This window comes from Faecalibacterium sp. BIOML-A4 (genome assembly GCF_009679665.1).
Classification (GTDB): domain Bacteria; phylum Bacillota; class Clostridia; order Oscillospirales; family Ruminococcaceae; genus Faecalibacterium; species Faecalibacterium taiwanense.
Map to the genome: position 1 here is coordinate 96,410 of NZ_WKZG01000008.1, position 16,911 is coordinate 113,320.

General features: G+C 59.5%; 15 protein-coding genes and 1 other annotated feature. Of the genes, 4 read left to right on the forward strand and 11 right to left on the reverse strand.

Annotation, left to right across the window (positions count from 1 at the left end; all coding sequences use genetic code 11):
• Nucleotides 1–91 precede the first annotated feature (91 nt).
• From GKG34_RS07230 to GKG34_RS07255, 6 genes are all read right to left on the reverse strand, one after another.
• Nucleotides 92–3,364: an FtsX-like permease family protein gene (locus tag GKG34_RS07230; protein WP_347563435.1), complete on the reverse strand. Its 3,273-nt coding sequence runs from the start codon at nt 3,362–3,364 to the stop codon at nt 92–94.
• Nucleotides 3,361–4,065: an ABC transporter ATP-binding protein gene (locus GKG34_RS07235; RefSeq protein ID WP_154255885.1), complete on the reverse strand. Its 705-nt coding sequence runs from the start codon at nt 4,063–4,065 to the stop codon at nt 3,361–3,363. Before GKG34_RS07235 ends, GKG34_RS07230 begins: the two co-directional genes overlap by 4 nt.
• Before the next feature lie 173 nt (nt 4,066–4,238).
• Entirely contained in the window at nt 4,239–4,874 is a 636-nt protein-coding gene (locus tag GKG34_RS07240) for a hypothetical protein (RefSeq protein WP_044953740.1), read from the reverse strand.
• 171 nt (nt 4,875–5,045) lie between these two features.
• Nucleotides 5,046–6,884, reverse strand: coding sequence for an ATP-dependent zinc metalloprotease FtsH (gene ftsH / locus GKG34_RS07245; RefSeq protein WP_154255886.1), 1,839 nt, complete (start codon nt 6,882–6,884; stop codon nt 5,046–5,048).
• A gap of 168 nt (nt 6,885–7,052) precedes the next feature.
• Nucleotides 7,053–7,325 carry an S-layer homology domain-containing protein gene (locus GKG34_RS07250; RefSeq protein ID WP_154255887.1) on the reverse strand — a complete coding sequence of 91 codons (273 nt, stop codon included), beginning with the start codon at nt 7,323–7,325 and terminating at the stop codon, nt 7,053–7,055.
• Nucleotides 7,322–7,477 carry a hypothetical protein gene (locus GKG34_RS07255; RefSeq protein ID WP_154255888.1) on the reverse strand — a complete coding sequence of 52 codons (156 nt, stop codon included), beginning with the start codon at nt 7,475–7,477 and terminating at the stop codon, nt 7,322–7,324. The genes GKG34_RS07250 and GKG34_RS07255 overlap by 4 nt, the downstream gene beginning before the upstream one ends.
• Before the next feature lie 225 nt (nt 7,478–7,702).
• Nucleotides 7,703–7,970, forward strand: a binding site (T-box leader).
• Between the two features lie 249 nt (nt 7,971–8,219).
• On the opposite strand from GKG34_RS07255, the gene GKG34_RS07260 reads away from it, so the two are divergent.
• From GKG34_RS07260 to leuB, 4 genes are all read left to right on the forward strand, one after another.
• Nucleotides 8,220–9,872 carry a 2-isopropylmalate synthase gene (locus GKG34_RS07260; protein WP_154255889.1) on the forward strand — a complete coding sequence of 551 codons (1,653 nt, stop codon included), beginning with the start codon at nt 8,220–8,222 and terminating at the stop codon, nt 9,870–9,872.
• 164 nt (nt 9,873–10,036) lie between these two features.
• Complete coding sequence (gene leuC / locus GKG34_RS07265; protein WP_154255890.1) at nt 10,037–11,296, forward strand: 3-isopropylmalate dehydratase large subunit; 1,260 nt, start codon at nt 10,037–10,039, stop codon at nt 11,294–11,296.
• A gap of 18 nt (nt 11,297–11,314) precedes the next feature.
• Nucleotides 11,315–11,806: a 3-isopropylmalate dehydratase small subunit gene (leuD, locus tag GKG34_RS07270; protein WP_154255891.1), complete on the forward strand. Its 492-nt coding sequence runs from the start codon at nt 11,315–11,317 to the stop codon at nt 11,804–11,806.
• A 185-nt stretch (nt 11,807–11,991) separates the two neighbouring features.
• Nucleotides 11,992–13,065: a 3-isopropylmalate dehydrogenase gene (leuB, locus tag GKG34_RS07275; protein ID WP_154255892.1), complete on the forward strand. Its 1,074-nt coding sequence runs from the start codon at nt 11,992–11,994 to the stop codon at nt 13,063–13,065.
• 202 nt (nt 13,066–13,267) lie between these two features.
• On the opposite strand, the gene upp is transcribed toward leuB, so the two are convergent.
• From upp to GKG34_RS07300, 5 genes are all read right to left on the reverse strand, one after another.
• Complete coding sequence (upp, locus tag GKG34_RS07280; RefSeq protein ID WP_005942246.1) at nt 13,268–13,894, reverse strand: uracil phosphoribosyltransferase; 627 nt, start codon at nt 13,892–13,894, stop codon at nt 13,268–13,270.
• A gap of 85 nt (nt 13,895–13,979) precedes the next feature.
• Complete coding sequence (gene rpiB, locus GKG34_RS07285) at nt 13,980–14,426, reverse strand: ribose 5-phosphate isomerase B (protein ID WP_005942243.1); 447 nt, start codon at nt 14,424–14,426, stop codon at nt 13,980–13,982.
• 33 nt (nt 14,427–14,459) lie between these two features.
• Nucleotides 14,460–15,188, reverse strand: coding sequence for a tRNA (adenosine(37)-N6)-threonylcarbamoyltransferase complex dimerization subunit type 1 TsaB (tsaB, locus tag GKG34_RS07290; protein ID WP_005942240.1), 729 nt, complete (start codon nt 15,186–15,188; stop codon nt 14,460–14,462).
• The gene (tsaE, locus tag GKG34_RS07295) at nt 15,185–15,610 is read right to left on the reverse strand and encodes a tRNA (adenosine(37)-N6)-threonylcarbamoyltransferase complex ATPase subunit type 1 TsaE (RefSeq protein ID WP_005942237.1); all 426 of its coding nucleotides are present in this window, start codon (nt 15,608–15,610) and stop codon (nt 15,185–15,187) included. Before tsaE ends, tsaB begins: the two co-directional genes overlap by 4 nt.
• A gap of 98 nt (nt 15,611–15,708) precedes the next feature.
• Nucleotides 15,709–16,884, reverse strand: a complete 1,176-nt coding sequence (locus GKG34_RS07300) for a hypothetical protein (protein ID WP_044953738.1) — start codon at nt 16,882–16,884, stop codon at nt 15,709–15,711.
• Nucleotides 16,885–16,911 lie beyond the last annotated feature (27 nt).

The following is a 16,911-nucleotide window of genomic DNA, read 5'->3' on the forward strand; positions in this document are numbered from 1 at the left end:
GTTCAGGCGGTTGCGGCCCCGCCTGTCGGTAGCATTATCATACCAAAGAATTTCTGCGAAACCATGTTCTTTTTATGAAGATTTTGTAAACTCACTCCGGCGCTTTCATGCTTTCCACCATGCTGATATGCCGCACATGCCGCCGCATGGCAAAGCACACCACAAAGGTGAACAGCATCGTCAATGCCACTGCCAGCAGATAACTGCGGGGTGCAATGGTGCGGATGAACATGAGCTGATCCATTTCCACGGTCAGGACGATGAACCGGTGCAGCGGCACGCCCAGCAGCAGGCCCACGCCGGAGCCGATGAGGGACAAAAGCTCGATCTCGCGGAAGATATAGCGGTACACTTCTTTGTCATAGAAGCCCAGCACCTTGATGGTGGCAAGCTCCTTTTTGCGCTCGGCAAGGTTGACACTGATCAGGTTGTACAGCACCACCGCCGCCAGCGCCGCCGCGCACACGATGATCAGCACCACCACGTAGTTCAGACTGCCGATCAGGCTGCCGAACATGGAGGTGGTGTCCTCGGTGAAGCTGACGCTGCTGACGTAGTTGCAGCCCAGCAGCTTTGTGCGCAGAGCGTTGTACTCCGCCTCGGTGGTACAGCCGGTCAGGCCGTACACAGTATTCCACTCCGGTGTGCCGCCCAGCAGGCTCTCCAGCTGTGCACCGGACAGATACAGCCGGGTGAACATGTAGTTCTCGGTAATGCCGGTCAGCACCAGCGGCACGCGGCTCCCGTCTGCAGCCTCCACATAGAACGTATCGCCCACGCTCAGCTCCAGATTCAGGGCCGTTTTTTCGGTCAGGATCACGCTGTCCTCTTCAAAGGGAATGGGGTCGTGGCCCACCCGGGTGCGGAAGGTGAAGTATTCGGTCATCCGGGCATCGTCCTCCGCGCCTACGATGCTGACGTCGGCGCTCCCGCCCTCTTCATTATAAAGGGTGGTGGACTTTGTGTAGAACGCGCCCCAGCTGTGGACCGCACTGCTGCTGTCCAGCGTGTCGGCAAGGCCCTGCTCCATGGTCAGCGCCTTTTCATCGCTGAGCGAGATGGTGAGATCGTTGTGGGTCAGCTGCCCGGACTGCTTGTCCACGATGGGCAGGATGGAATCCTGAATGCCAAAACCGATCAGCAGCAGCGCCGTGCAGCCTGCCACGCCCAGCACTGTCATGAAGAAGCGCTTTTTGTAGCGGAACAGGTTGCGGGCTGTGGTCTTTTGGGAGAAGCTCATGTGCTGCCACAGCGGGGTGATGTACTCCAAAAAGATGCGCTTGCCTGCCACCGGGGCCCGGGGCAGCAGCAAAGCTGCAGTCTTTTCCTTCAGGCTGGCACGGCAGGCGTTCCATGTAGCAAAACCGATGACGGCCGCGCTGATGGCTACGCTGGCTGCCGCCATGCCGGGGTAAAAGTGCAGCGTAAAGGTGGACATGCTGAAGATCATCTGGTAAGCATACCAGATGATGAGTGGGAACACCACAAAACCGATGACCATGCCCACGATGCTGCCCAGCACGCTGGCGCTGAGGGCATAGAACAGATACTTGCCTGCGATCTTTGCGTTGGAGTAACCCAGAGCTTTCAGAGTACCCAGCTGCAGGCGGTTCTCGTCCACCATGCGGGTCATAGTAGTAGTGGCCACCAGCGCCGCCACCAGGAAGAAGAACACCGGGAACACCCGTGCAATGGCATCCATGCGGTCGGCATACTGCTCAAAGGTGACAAAGCTCATGGTGGAGCTGCGGTCCAGCACATACCACTCGCCGCTCTTGATCTGGCTCACCTGCTCCTCGGCGTCGTTCAGCTGGGCAAGGCCGTCGGCCAGCTGCTGTTCGGCATCGGCCTTTCGGCTCTCGTACTCCGCGCGGGAATCGGCCAGCTGCTGCACGCCGTCGTTGTACTGCTGCCAGCCTTCGTCCAGCCGGGTGCGAGCCGCATCAAACTGGGTGTAGGCTGTGGCCGTGCCGGTGGTCAGCTGCAGCTGCCCCTGCAGAAGCTTTACCTTCATCTGGCGCAGTGCTGCCTTTGCCTCAGTCACCAGCTGCTCGTTGGAAAGGCTGGACGAAGAGATCAGCCCCTGTGCATACATCTGGCGCTTGCCCGCGTCCAGCTGGGCCTGATAGCCGTTCAGCTGGCCGCTGATGTTGTCGTAAGCATCCTGCGCCTTCTGCAGGGCATCCCGCAGCTCGGTGTACTCTTCATCGGCAGGTTCCGCTTCGTCCAGCGCTTTCTGTGCGTTGTGCAGAGCCGTTTCGGCATAGCCCAGCAGCGGGTCGGCCACCTTTTTCAGGTTCACCAGCATCTCGATCTGTTGCAGCTGATCCTCAAATTCCAGCAGTTGTTCCTCGCCGCTCACCAGCTCGTCCGCACCGCCCTGCATGGTATCCGGCAGGGCCTTTTTGTTGGCGGCAAGCTCCGCTTCGCCCGCGTCCAGCTGGGCTTTGGCGCTGTCCAGCTGTGCCTGTGCATCGGCCAGCTGCTGCTCTGCCTCCGCAAACTGACGGTCTGCTTCGGCTTTTTTGTCGTTGTACTCGGCCCGGGCGTCGGCCAGCTCTGCACTGGCGTCCTCGATCAGCTCCGCCCGCCGGGCCGTGCACTGTGCGCCGCTGATGGCCTTTACCCTTGCGGCTGTGTCATCCACTGCTGCCTGATACGCGTCCGAGTAATTATCATACAGGCCGGCATTTTTCACTTTGAGATAGCACGCCGTATAATAATCCGTGGTCAGGCTGCCCTCCGGCAGGAACACAATATCATCCAGCTGGCCGTCACCGGCGGTGCTGCTCTCCTTGTCCGTGGAAAAATGCTGCGGGTCCTGCACGGTGCCCACTACCGTGAACTGCTTCCGGCTCACATGTTCGGTGTCCTCCGGCAGGGTGAGCACCGTGCCCGGTTCCACCGGGTCGCCGTAGCCCATCACATGCACCACGCACTCGTCCGGGGCCTCAGGCATCCGGCCCGACAGCAGCACCAGACGGTTCATATTTTCTGCCGTGTCGGCCCCGGGGTCGGCGGGCAGCTGCTGCAGGCGCACCACCGCCGTCTCGCTCTGGCCCTGCCACTGGGCCTCCACGTCCTGATATTTCACCGGCTGCACAGCCTCCACGCCGTCCACGGCGGCAATGGCGGCAATGTCCTCCTCCGAAAGGCCCAGCGTGGACAGCACCCGCAGGTCGAACACGTTCTGCTGCACGTAGTATTTCTGCCCGGCGATGCGCATGCTGGGCGCAAAACTCATCAGGCCGGTCAGCATCATCACGCCCAGCGCTACGATGCCGAACAGCGAGACCATGCGGCTCAGGTTGTCCTTCATTTCCCGCAGGATGTTTTTACGATAACTTTTCAGCACAGCTCTCACCACTCAATCTCCTGCACCGGCACAGGGTGCTCGTTGACCTGATTGGAGACGATCTTGCCGCTGCGCACCTGAATGATGCGGTCTGCCATCGCCGTCAGGGCGGTGTTGTGGGTAATAACGATCACCGTGCGGCCGGTGCGGCGGCAGGTATCCTGCAAAAGGGCCAGCACCTGCTTGCCGGTCTTGTAATCCAGTGCACCGGTGGGCTCGTCGCAGAGCAGAAGCTTGGGATTTTTGGCCAGTGCGCGGGCAATGGACACCCGCTGCTGCTCGCCGCCGGAAAGCTGGGCCGGGAAGTTGTTCAGCCGCTCTCCCAGACCCACACCGCGCAGGGTCTCTTTGGGGTCCAGCGGGTCGCGGCAGATCTCGCTGGCCAGCTCCACATTCTCCAGTGCGGTCAGGTTCTGCACAAGGTTGTAGAACTGGAACACAAAGCCCACATCGTACCGGCGGTAGGTGGTGAGCTCTCTGGCGGTAAAGTGGCTCACATTCTGGCCGTCCAGCCAGACGTTTCCATCGTCGCAGCTGTCCATGCCGCCAAGGATGTTCAGCAGGGTGGTCTTACCTGCGCCGGAAGGCCCCACGATGATGCAGAACTCGCCCTTATCCACATAGAAATTCAGGTGGTCTGCGGCGGCGATCTTCACACTGCCGGTCTGGTAGTATTTGCAAACGTCCTCAAACTCCACAAAATGCTCCATGGCGTTTTTTCCTTTCTATCGGGAATGCATACTGTTTCAATTTAACTATAACATCTCCCGGCAGACTTTGCAAAGACATCTGCGCAAATTTTCAAAAACTTAACAGAAAAGCGCAAAAAGGGCCGCTGCACATCCCTGCGTGCAGCAGCCCTTTCATCATTTGATCTCAGCGGTCAGCGCCCCACGATCAAATCGCGGCGGCAGCGCAGGCCCACGGTGAGGAAGGTGTTTTCGCCCAGTCGGCGCAGCACCACGCGGTCGGTGCCCTTCTGGCCCTCCACCAGCAGAGACAGGTTCAGGGTGGTGGAGCCCTTCTCAGTCTGGACCACCAGCGTGCTCACGCCCTCGTTCAGCAGGGTCTGCATGTCCTGCACGGTGGTGCGGAAAGTAGCAGAACCGGCGGGCACATCCAGCGTCAGCACACTGTCCTTCTGGCGGGCAGTGTACAGCACTTCTCTGCCGAACAGGCCCTTGACGGTGTAACGGGCCTCGCTCTTTTTCGCCGCTGCATCTGCGGACGGGGCGGCCAGCTCATCGCCGGAGATCAGCATGATATTTCCCTGAATGGGGTTTCCCTCCGGTGCGCCGTAGCCGCCGTAGGTGGGGTCCTTTTCGCCGATCGCCACATCGGCGCTGTGCAGGGCGATATCCCCCTGCACCATCTGCTCCTGCGGGGGCAGATAGCCTGCGGCAGCAGGGTCGTTGATGTCTGCCTCTGCGGCAAATGCGCCCACGCTCAGCATGGCGGCAGCACCCAGCACTGCAGCGGTGGTGGTGACGGTACGGACAAATTTATGGTTCAGTTTCATTTGGAATACCTCCGTTGACGGCGGTTTTGCACCGCACATTTTTGTTTTGTGGAAAACCATGGTCTGCCATGCGGTGTAATACAAAACCGCCGCATCTGTCTTATAAACGGATGCGGCGGCGGGATTATTGCAGCAGGCTAAAAAAAATTTTTGGCAGCTCTGCCGCCGGGGTCACTGGGCCTGTGCCGGTTCCCGGTTCAGGATCTCCATGAACTCCTCGCCGGTGATAGTCTCTTTCTGGTACAAATACTGTGCCAGCTCATCCAGCTTGGCGCGGTTGTCGGTCAGGATGCGGACAGCCTTTTCGTGCTGGGCCCGGACCAGCTCCACCACCTTCTGGTCGATCTCGCGCTGGGTCTGCGCCGAGCAGGCCAGCGAGGTGTCACCGCCCAGATACTGGTTGTTCACGGTCTCCAGCGCCACCATGTCAAAGTCCTTGCTCATGCCGTAGCGGGTAAGCATGGCGCGGGCAAGCTTGGTGGCCTGCTCGATATCGTTGGAGGCACCGGTGGTGATGGATCGGAACACCACTTCCTCGGCGGCGCGTCCGCCGGTAAGGGTGGCGATCTTGTTTTCCAGCTCTTCCTTGCTCATCAGGTAGTGGTTGCCCTCGTCCACCTGCATGGTGTAACCCAGTGCGCCGGAGGTGCGGGGGATAATGGTGATCTTCTGCACAGGGGCAGAGTTGGATTGCTTGGCCGCCACCAGTGCATGGCCGATCTCGTGGTAGGCCACGATGCACTTTTCCTTGTCGGTGAGGATGGAGTTCTTCTTCTGGTAGCCTGCAATGACCACCTCGATGCTCTCCTCCAGATCGGCCTGCGTCACGCTCTTACGGCCTGCACGCACAGCGCGCAGAGCTGCTTCGTTGACAATGTTGGCAAGTTCCGCACCGGATGCACCGGAAGCCATGCGGGCCACAGTGTTGAAGTCGATGCCCGGGGCCAGCGCCACCTTTTTGGCGTGCACTTTCAAAATCTCTTCGCGGCCCTTAAGGTCGGGCAGCTCCACCGGCACACGGCGGTCAAAACGTCCGGGACGGGTCAGCGCCGGGTCCAGCGAATCCGGGCGGTTGGTAGCCGCCAGAATGATGACGCCGGTGTTGCTCTCAAAGCCGTCCATCTCGGTGAGCAGCTGGTTCAAAGTCTGCTCACGCTCGTCGTTGCCGCCGAGATTGCCGCTGTTGCGCTTCTGACCGATGGCATCGATCTCATCGATGAACACGATGCAGGGGGCCTTTTCCTTGGCCTGCCGGAACAGGTCGCGCACCTTGGATGCGCCCATGCCCACGAACATCTCCACGAATTCAGAGCCGGAAATGGAGAAGAACGGCACGTTGGATTCGCCTGCCACGGCCTTAGCCAGCATGGTCTTGCCGGTGCCCGGAGGGCCCACCAGCAGAATGCCCTTGGGCATGGATGCGCCAATGCTCTCGTACTTGCCGGGGTCGTGCAGGTAATCCACGATCTCCTGCAGGTTTTCCTTAGCTTCATCCTCACCGGCAACATCCGCAAAGCGGATGCCGTGGGTGGACTGCACATAGACCTTGGCATTGGATTTGCCCACGCCGCCGAACATCATGGACCCCGGGCCGCCGCCGGCCTTTTCCATCAGCTTTTTGTTCATCTGGTTGCCGATGAAGCTGAACAACAGGATGGGCAGCAGGAACCAGATCAGGAAATTGAGCATCGGCGACCCCTGCTCCACGATCTCGCTGGAAAACTGTGCTCCGGCATCATACAGGCGCTGGGTAAGCTCCGGGTCGTTCATCAGGCCGGTCTTGTAGACCTGCTTTTCCTCTTTATCGGTAAAAATGATCTGGTTGGATTCGATATCCACACGGCCGATGTTCTTTTCCTCGGTCATGGTCATAAAGGTACCGTAGTCCACTTCCTCCACCTGACGCTCGCTCATCCACGGCAGCAGCACAAGGTTGAGCAGCAGCAGGACCGCCAGCACAATGGCGTAGTAGATCGCCAGCGGCTTTTTGGAAGGTTTGACTTCTTTCATGTGGCAATTCCTCCTTTGGTTCCTGATGCAAGTAGTATAGCACAGTAAAACCGGGCGCAACAGCAATTCGAGCACAACTTTCCAAAAACTTAGCAGTTTGTTAACAAAGGTTCCCTCTGCATACAAAAAGAGAGCAGCCGAAGCCGCTCTCTTTGGTTTAGTATAGGTTTACTGTTTGGGGAACGCCTTGTTCCAGACCTCAATGACCTTGAGCTTGGGGGTCCAGCCTTCCGGCTTGAAGGTTTCTGCGGTCTTGGCTTCCATGATGCCCTGTTCCACGCACCACTGGGCTGCCTTGGCGGTGTCGGCATCTGCCACATCCGCAAAAGCCGGGGTGTTCACAGGTTCAGGTCTGCCTGCGGTGTTCCACACCAGCAGTGCCAGCTGGCCGCGGTTTGCGGGGATCTCTGCGCCCTCGGGCAGGATGTTGTGCAGGATCACCCGGGTAGCGATCTCGTAGCCGCCCCAGACTGCTGCGCCGCCAACAATAACAGCTGCAACTGCGCCGCCAATGCTCTGAGGGGGCTTGCCGCCTGCAGCAGCAGGCCAAGGCTCAGCAGCCCGGCAAGGAATTTACGGGTACGTAGTTTCATGTAGGGTGTACCTCCTCTGTTATATCTTTGAGCCTATCATACACCCGTACCCACCCCCGGGCATTCGTTTGACACGAATCGACCGAAAAATGCGTCGAATCGACCGGTGCACAATTTTGGAAAATTCTGCCCCTTATTTTGTGAAATTGTTTCATTTTGAGAATGAGTCAGATTGCTTGACACTGCCCGCGAATCATGCTAAACTTAGTCCACTTTGAAAAAAGCACAAATGCGTTGACGGGGAAAAAACGATTTTCTTCTGCGTACAGAGAGCCGCCGGGTGGTGCAAGGCGGGTGCAGAGGGTTTCGGTTACTGGCCCCTGAGCGGCAGGGCTGAACACACAAGTAGGCTCTGACGGATGTCCACCGTTACAAGGACAGCGATTCGCCGCAAAAAGCCGATCGTGCAAAGCGGCTGTGCCCAAAGGCGCAGCAAAGAGAGTGGTACCACGGGTGCCCTGTAGTTTGAACTTTACAGGCTCTCGTCTCTCAAGGTTTTCGCCTTGAAAGACGAGAGCCTTTTCGTATATCTGCCTTTTGGAAGCAGGCTTGCCCTCTCCGTCACGGCTTACGCCGTGCCACCTCTCCCAAAGTGAGAGGCCTTGGCAGTACGGCAAAGTTTTCGGTTTTGCCAAGGGCTCCCCCCTTGGGGGAGCTGTCGAACGAATGTGAGACTGAGAGGGCAAGGACGCTCACAAAGAGCATGGAGCAAGAAGTGTAAATTGTTTGGGAGGACGCGCAAATGATGGACGCAACCAAGTACGCTCCGGGTTACTACCCGGTACCCGCAGGCTATGACAGCTGGGTAAAGAAGGATCACATTGAAAAAGCCCCCGCATGGTGCAGTGTGGACCTGCGCGACGGCAATCAGGCCCTGATCGTGCCCATGAGCCTTGAGGAAAAGCTGGAGTTCTTCCGGATGCTGGTCAAGATCGGCTTCAAGGAGATCGAGGTGGGCTTCCCTGCCGCCAGCGACACCGAGTACGAGTTCCTGCGCACCCTGATCGAGAAGAACATGATCCCCGAGGATGTCACCGTGCAGGTGCTGACCCAGTGCCGCGACCACATCATCCGCAAGACCTTTGAGGCCGTCAAGGGCGCTCCCCGCGCGGTGATCCACTTCTACAATTCCACCTCTGTGGCCCAACGCGAGCAGGTGTTCCACAAGAGCAAGGAGGAGATCAAGCAGATCGCCACCGACGGCGCAAAGCTGGTCAAGCAGCTGAGCGAAGAGTATGAGGGCAACTTCCTGTTCGAGTACAGCCCTGAGAGCTTTACCGGCACCGAGGTGGACTATGCCGTGGATGTGTGCAACGCCGTGCTGGACATCATGCAGCCCACCCCGGACCGCCCCATGATCATCAACCTGCCCGTTACCGTGGAAATGAGCATGCCGCATGTCTACGCAAACCAGATCGAGTACTGCGACAAGCACCTGAAATACCGCGACAGCGTCATCATCTCCACCCATCCCCACAACGACCGCGGCACCGGCGTGGCCTGCGCAGAGCTGGCCGTGCTGGCGGGTGCACAGCGGGTGGAGTGCTGCCTGTTCGGCAACGGCGAGCGCACCGGCAACGTGGACGCGGTGACGCTGGCCATGAACATGTACAGCCACGGCGTGGACCCCAAGCTGGACTTCTCCGATATGCCGGACATCTGCGCCACCTACGAGCGGGTGACCCGGATGCACATTTACGAGCGCACCCCCTACGCCGGTCAGCTGGTGTTCGCCGCCTTCTCCGGCAGCCATCAGGACGCCATTGCAAAGGGCATGGCCTACCGCAAGGAGCATGGCGAGCACCGCTGGACCTGCCCCTACATCCCGGTGGACCCCCACGACATCGGCCGCACCTACGATGCCGATGTTATCCGCATCAACAGCCAGAGCGGCAAGGGCGGCATCGGCTTTGTGTTGGAACAGAACTTCGGCTACAACCTGCCGCCCAAGATGCGCGAGGCGCTGGGCTACAAGGTCAAGAGCGTTTCCGACCACAGCCACAAGGAGCTGAGCGCAAACGAGGTGCTGCACATCTTCGAGGATGCCTTCCTCAACCGCTGCAAGCCGCTCAACGTTCTGGAAGCCCACTTTGCACAGGTGGGCGGCATCACCGCCACCGTCACGCTGGAGCTGAATGGTCAGCGCAAGGTGGTCACCTCGGTGGGCAACGGCCGTCTGGACGCTGTGGCAAACGCCATCCAGAGTGCCACCGGCATGGAGTTCCACCTCGAGACCTACTCCGAGCACAGTCTGGACGAAGGCTCCACCTCCCGCGCTGCCTCCTACGTCGGCCTTGTCTGGGGCGATAACACCGTCACCTGGGGTGCCGGCACCGACACCGATATCATCGTGGCTGGCATCAAGGCACTGGTGAGCGCCATCAATAATAAATAAAGAAACTCCCCCAGTCTGCTTCGCAGACAGCCCCCTCGGAGATGGGGCCCTTGGCAGTGTGGAAAAGCTTCCCGTTTCGCCAGAGGCTCCCTCCTTGAGGGAGCTGGCACGGCGCAAGCCGTGACGGAAGGAGTTCTACCAACAGATAAAAGGAGAGTACCATCATGGGAATGACCCTGACGCAGAAAATTCTTGCCGCACATGCCGGTCTTGCCGAGGTCAAGGCAGGCCAGCTCATCAATGCAAAGCTGGACATCGTGCTGGGCAACGACATCACCACCCCGGTTGCCATCAACGAGTTTGAAAAGGCCGGTTTTGACGGTGTGTTCGACAAAGAGCACATTGCCATCGTGCTGGACCACTTTGTGCCCAACAAGGACATCAAGAGCGCCACCCAGTCCAAGCAGTGCCGCGAGTTCGCCAACAAATACGATATCCTCAACTTCTACGATGTGGGCCAGATGGGCATTGAGCACGCCCTGCTGCCGGAAAAAGGCATCGTGACCGCAGGCGACTGTGTGATCGGTGCGGACAGCCACACCTGCACCTATGGTGCACTGGGTGCCTTCTCCACCGGCGTCGGCTCCACCGATATGGCCGCCGGTATGGCCACCGGCATGGCATGGTTCAAGGTACCCTCTGCCATCAAGTTCGTGCTCAAGGGCAAGTTCGGCCCCCGCGTCTCCGGCAAGGACCTGATCCTGCACATCATCGGCATGATCGGTGTGGACGGTGCGCTGTACAAATCCATGGAGTTCACCGGCCCGGGCGTTGCCAGCCTGACGATGGACGACCGCCTGTGCATCTGCAACATGGCCATCGAAGCCGGTGCCAAGAACGGCATCTTCCCTGTGGACGATGTGACCAAGGCTTACCTCAAGGGCCGCAGCCAGCGTGAGCCGGTGTTCTTTGAGGCCGACCCGGATGCCGAGTACGAAAAGACCATTGAGATCGATCTGGACAAGCTGGAGCCCACCGTCAGCTACCCCCACCTGCCCGAGAACACCCACCTTGCCAGCGAGGGCAAGGACATCAAGATCGATCAGGTTGTGATCGGCAGCTGCACCAACGGCCGTCTGGAGGACATGGAAGCCGCCTACAACGTGCTCAAGGGCAAGCACATTGCCAAGGGCGTGCGCGGCATCATCATCCCCGCCACCATGGCCGTTTACAAAGAATGCATCCTGCGCGGCTGGACCACTGCCTTTATTGATGCAGGCTGCATCGTGTCCACCCCCACCTGCGGCCCCTGTCTGGGCGGCTACATGGGCATTCTGGCCGAGGGCGAGCGCTGCGTTTCCACCACCAACCGCAACTTTGTGGGCCGCATGGGCCATGTGAAGAGCGAGGTCTACCTTGCTTCTCCCGCCACCGCCGCCGCCAGCGCCCTCACCGGCTATATTACCGACCCCCGCACGGTCTGATCGGAAAGGAGCACAACAATGAACGCAAAAGGTTCTGTTTTCAAATACCCGGACAACGTGGATACCGATGTCATCATCCCGGCCCGCCACCTGAACACGCAGGATGCCAAAGAGCTGGCCAGCCACTGCATGGAGGACATCGACAAGGACTTCGTCAAGAAGGTGAAGGACGGCGACATCATGATAGGCGGCTGGAACTTCGGCTGCGGCTCCTCCCGTGAGCATGCACCGCTGTGCATCAAGACCGCCGGCATCTCGGTGGTCATTGCCAAGAGCTTTGCCCGCATCTTCTACCGCAACAGCATCAACATCGGTCTGCCCATCATGGAGTGCCCGGAGGCTGTGGATGCCATCAATGCGGGCGACACCGTGAGCGTGGACTTTGACACCGGTGTCATTACCGACGAGACCAGCGGCAAGGTGTTCCACGCCGAGCCCTTCCCGCCGTTCATCCAGGAGATCATCTCTGCCGGTGGACTGATGAAGTCCATCAAGGCGAAGCAGCAGTAACCCTCTCAGGCGCTTCGCGCCAGCTCTCCCAAAGGGCGAGCTTTTTGGCATCTTCCCGAATGTATTTTCTTCTAGGATAAACAACAAGCAATACCTTACCCGCCTGAAAAGCTCCCCCTTCGGGGGAGCTGGCAATGCCATAGGCATTGGCTGAGAGGGTTCAAACCGATAGAAGGAGTTTCCCAATGGAAAAAAACATCGCTGTCATCTGGGGCGACTGCTCCAGCCCGGAGATCGTCAAGCAAACCATCCGCGTGCTTGACAAGGTGGCCGAAAAGTACGGCCACACCTTCCACTACACCGACGCTGCCATGGGCGGCGAAGCCATTGACAAGTACGGTGACCCGCTGCCCCAGCACGAGCTGGACAAGTGCCTTGCCGCGGACAGCGTCCTGCTGGGTGCCGTGGGCGGCCCCAAGTGGGAGGGCCTGCCCGGTGAGCAGCGCCCGGAGAAGGGCCTGCTGCGTCTGCGTGCAGGCATGGGCCTGTACTCCAACAACCGCCCGGCCAAGATCTGGCCCCAGCTGGCTCCTGCCAGCCCCCTGAAGCCCGAGATCGTGGCACAGGGCATCGATTTCATCATCGTGCGTGAGCTGATCGGCGGCGTATACTTTGGCAATCACGAGACCCACACCCTCGAGAATGGCGAGAAGCAGGCCATCGACTCCATGCCCTACGCGGAGCACGAGATCGAGCGCATCGGCCGCATCGGCTTTGAGACCGCACGCAAGCGCCGCAAGAAACTGTGCTGTGTGGACAAGGCAAACGTTTTGGACACCAGCCGCCTGTGGCGCAGTGTGATGCACCGCCTGCAGGCCGAATACCCGGATGTGGAATACAGCGAGATGTTCGTGGACAACTGCGCCATGCAGATCGTCAAGAACCCCGCCCAGTTCGACGTGATCGTTACCGAGAACATGTTCGGCGACATCCTGTCGGACGAGGCTTCCATGATCACCGGCTCCATCGGCATGATTCCGTCCTCCTCTCTGGGCGACGGCACCCGCGGCCTGTATGAGCCCATCCACGGCTCGGCCCCCGATATTGCGGGCAAAGACATCGTGAACCCCACCGCCTGCATCCTGTCTGCCGCCATGATGCTGCGCTACTCCTTCGGCATGGCCGAGGAGGCCGATGCCATTGAGACCGCCGTGAACAAGGTGCTGGACAAGGGCCTGCGCACCGCCGACAACATGAGCGAGGGCTGCATCTGCCTTGGCTGCACCGCCATGGGCGATGCCATTCTGGCCGAGATTTGAAAAAGACGAACCCTCTCAGTCACCTTCGGTGACAGCTCCCCCGAAGGGGGAGCTTTATCGGTGCTTTCCGTCAGATGCAAAAAGCTCTCCCTTTCGGGAGAGCTGGCAAAGCCATCAGGCTTTGACTGAGAGGGTTTCATACAACACAAAAGGAGCGGCTCCGCGCGGAGCCGCTCCTTTTATGTTATGTGTGCAATCAAATTTACTTGGTGCCGTAGATACGGTCGCCAGCATCGCCCAGACCGGGAACGATGTAGCCGTTCTCGTTCAGGTGGTCGTCCTGTGCACCGAGGTAGATGTCCACATCGGGGTGTGCCTCGTGCAGGGCCTTGATGCCTTCCGGAGCGGCGATCAGGCCGATGAACTTGATGCGCTTTGCGCCATGCTTCTTGATCTGGGTGATGGCATCAATGGCGCTGCCGCCGGTAGCCAGCATCGGGTCCAGAACCAGAACATCACGCTCTGCGATATCCTGCGGCAGCTTGCAGAAGTACTCCACGGGCTGCAGGGTCTCCTCGTCGCGGTACAGGCCGATGAAGCCCACCTTTGCGGCGGGCAGCAGGGTCAGCATACCGTCCAGCATACCCATGCCTGCGCGCAGGATGGGCACCAGAGCCAGCTTGCGGCCAGCCAGCACCTTGGTCTTTGCCATGGTGATGGGTGTTTCGATCTCCACCTCTTCCAGAGGCAGGTCACGGGTCGCTTCGTAGCACAGCAGGGTCGCGATCTCGCCAACGAGGTCACGGAACTCCTTGGTGCCGGTCTGCTTGTTGCGCAGAATGCTCAGCTTGTGCTGCAGCAGCGGATGCTCAACGATCATCGGGGTCATAAAAACACGCTCCTTATTTTAAATAGATAACTCTATCGGGTCCAAGATTACGATTTAAAACAGCTCCGCATACGCTTCGCCATGATCAGCGGTTCTCCAGTGCGGTCAGCTTGTCGATGCGGCGCTGATGGCGGCCGCCCTCAAACTCCGTATTCAGGAAGAGATCCACCAGCTGGCAGGCAAGGCCGGGGCCGACCACGCGGCCGCCCATGCACAGAGCATTGGCGTCGTTGTGGCGGCGGGTATACTCGCAGCTGAAGCTGTCAGAGCAGCAGCAGGCACGAATGCCCTTGATCTTGTTTGCTGCCATGCTGATGCCCACGCCGGTGCCACAGAACAGCAGTGCCTTGCTGCACTCGCCGCTCACAACTGCATCGCAGGCGGGCACGGCCATATCGGGGTAATCCACGCTGTCGGTGCTATGGGTGCCAAAATCGATGTATTCCAGCCCCAGCTCCTTCAGATGCGCCTTGACAGCTTCTTTCAATTCAAATCCGCCGTGGTCAGCGGCCAGTGCAATGGGTTTTGCCATGGAAATGTTCCTTTCTCTCAGTCACGCAGGGTTTTATGCCTGCTCCTTGTTTTGGGCGGCATTGGCTGCAGCTTCTGCTGCAAGGCGCTCTGCGCGCTCCCGCTCGGCCTGACTCAGGCGGTGGTAGTCCGGCAGCAGAGCCTCCGGCAGCACAGCCTTTCCGGCTTCGGCCATCTGCTTTGCCACAAGGGCCACTGCAGCAGCACGCCCGCCGCGCAGGGCCGCAGGTGCCTGCAGCACGCCCGGCACACTGCCGTATTTATTATAGCACAGAGATGCGCCATCACCAACAAAAAACAGGGGCTTTTTGCAATTTTCTACAAAATCGGCCAGATCTGCCACCGCCCGGGCATCGTCTTCCAGCAGGCGGCTGTGGGTGGCAAGGTCGAACGCGGCACTGTATACCTGCGCACGGCGGGCATCCAGTGCGCACAGCACGGTGCCCTCGCCCGTGTGGGCTGCGGCCAGTGCTTCCAGCGTGGAGACCGGTGCGCACAGCGTTTCCCGCGGGAAGGCCAGACCCTTGACCGCCGCCAGACCGATGCGCAGCCCGGTAAAACTGCCGGGGCCTGCGTTGACACCGTACAAGTCAATATCTGCACAGGTCATGCCGCACATCTTCAGGCAGGTGTCGATCATGGGCATCAGCGTTTCGCTGTGGGTCATGCCTGCGTCCAGATACACCTCGTACAGCAGGCGGTCATCCTGCAAAAGAGCCACACCAGCCGTTTTGCCCGCTGTATCCACAGCTAAGATGTTCATAGCGTTACCCCCTCAATGGTGATCCTGCGGGTATTTTCGTCCACGCGCTGGATATCCACCCGGATGGGGTTTTCCAGTGCCAGCAGGTCTGCAAAGTTCTCGCTCCACTCTGCTGCTACAATGGCCCCCTGATCCAAATAATCGTAAAAGCCTGCAGCACACAGGTCGTTCTCAGTGGAAATACGGTACAGGTCAAAGTGCGCCAGCGGCTTTGGGCCGCGGTAGTAGTTCACAATGGCAAAGGTTGGGCTGGACACCGGGTCGGTGCAGCCAAGGCCCTCGGCAAGGCCCTCGGTAAAAGCGGTCTTGCCCGCGCCCAGCCCGCCGGTGAACGCAACCAGCGAACCCGGTGCCAGCACTGCGGCCATACGGGCACCCAGCGCCACCGTCTCGGCGCGGGAGTGGGTGATATATTCTGACATGAAGCTTACCTCATTTTATAAAGCAAAAGGGACGGCAGAATGCTCTGCCGTCCTTTAGTATAATATACTTTGTGCAAAAGTGCAATGCCGTGTGTTGCTTACGCCGCCGCATCCACATCCGCTGCCGTGTAGGGGTTGGGCAGTGCAGCGCTTCGGTCTCCGCTGAGCATCGCATAGGATGCCGCCGCATGGGGCCGTCTGCCGCCCTGCTCGTTGTACCAGATGATATCATCGGTGCCGTAGATGCTCTTGGCATAGTCCACGGCCTGTTCCAGCGTTTCGCCCTCGATCATCCGGTTCACAGCGGCCCACAGCATACTGCGGGAATACACCGAGTAGACATTGTTCACATAGCCCATCACCGCCTTGGCACCGCCTGCCAGCAGGCCGTCTGCCATAGAGGTGTCCACATGGCCGTTCTTGCCGTAGAACTCGCAGGTCTCGCTGAGCACGATGCCATTGCCGCGGTAGGCACTGCGGAAGAAATCGCCGTTGACGGCATACATACCGTTCACCTTGACCACGCGGTGGGCCAGCAGGTCAAAGCCATAGCGCAGATCGCTCCAGAAATCCGATCTCTCGGTCAGCAGGATCAGCGGTTCCGTGGCGGTCTTTTTGAACAGCCAGCCGTATTCATAGGTGTAGTACGCGCCGTGGGTGCTCAGGATGCACAGGTCGTAACGGCCCATCCTGCGCAGGTCGGATACGGTAACGGTGGTATCCAGATCCGTCTGCAGGCCCACCGAATCCCAATAGGTCTGCATGTAGGCATAATACGGGTAGCGGGTGCTGTTGATCGTGTTGTCAAACGCATAATAGATCGCCGCCGTGCCCACCCGCTTGTTCTCTGCCAGCTCCTGCAGCTGGCTCTCGTCCAGCTCCGGCAGGGCTGCGGTGTTCTCCTCCTCCGGGTCGGTAAGCAAGATGCCGCCCAGCGCGCCGCAGCTGTAGGTAAAGCTGATCATGCCGTTTTCGGCATCGGTGTAGACAGATCCCTGCTTCACAAGGCCCTGTGCGGTCAGCGCATCCAGCTGCTGCAAAGCAGCATCTGTGCGCTCGTCCTCGGTCATCTGTGCATAGTCGCTGCCTCCGGTCAGTGCGGTCACAGCAGCGTCTGCCTGCTGCATCTCGCGCACATCTGTGGCCGAAAGGCTCTGCTGCACAGCCGCCTGTTCTTCCGGCTGCTGTGCAAAAGCCGCTGTGGGCAGCGCTGTGAGCGCGAAAGCCAGAGCGCACAGTGCACACCCAAAACGGCGGAGCATATCGTGTTCCATTCCCATTTCCTCCGGGCATATCTGCCG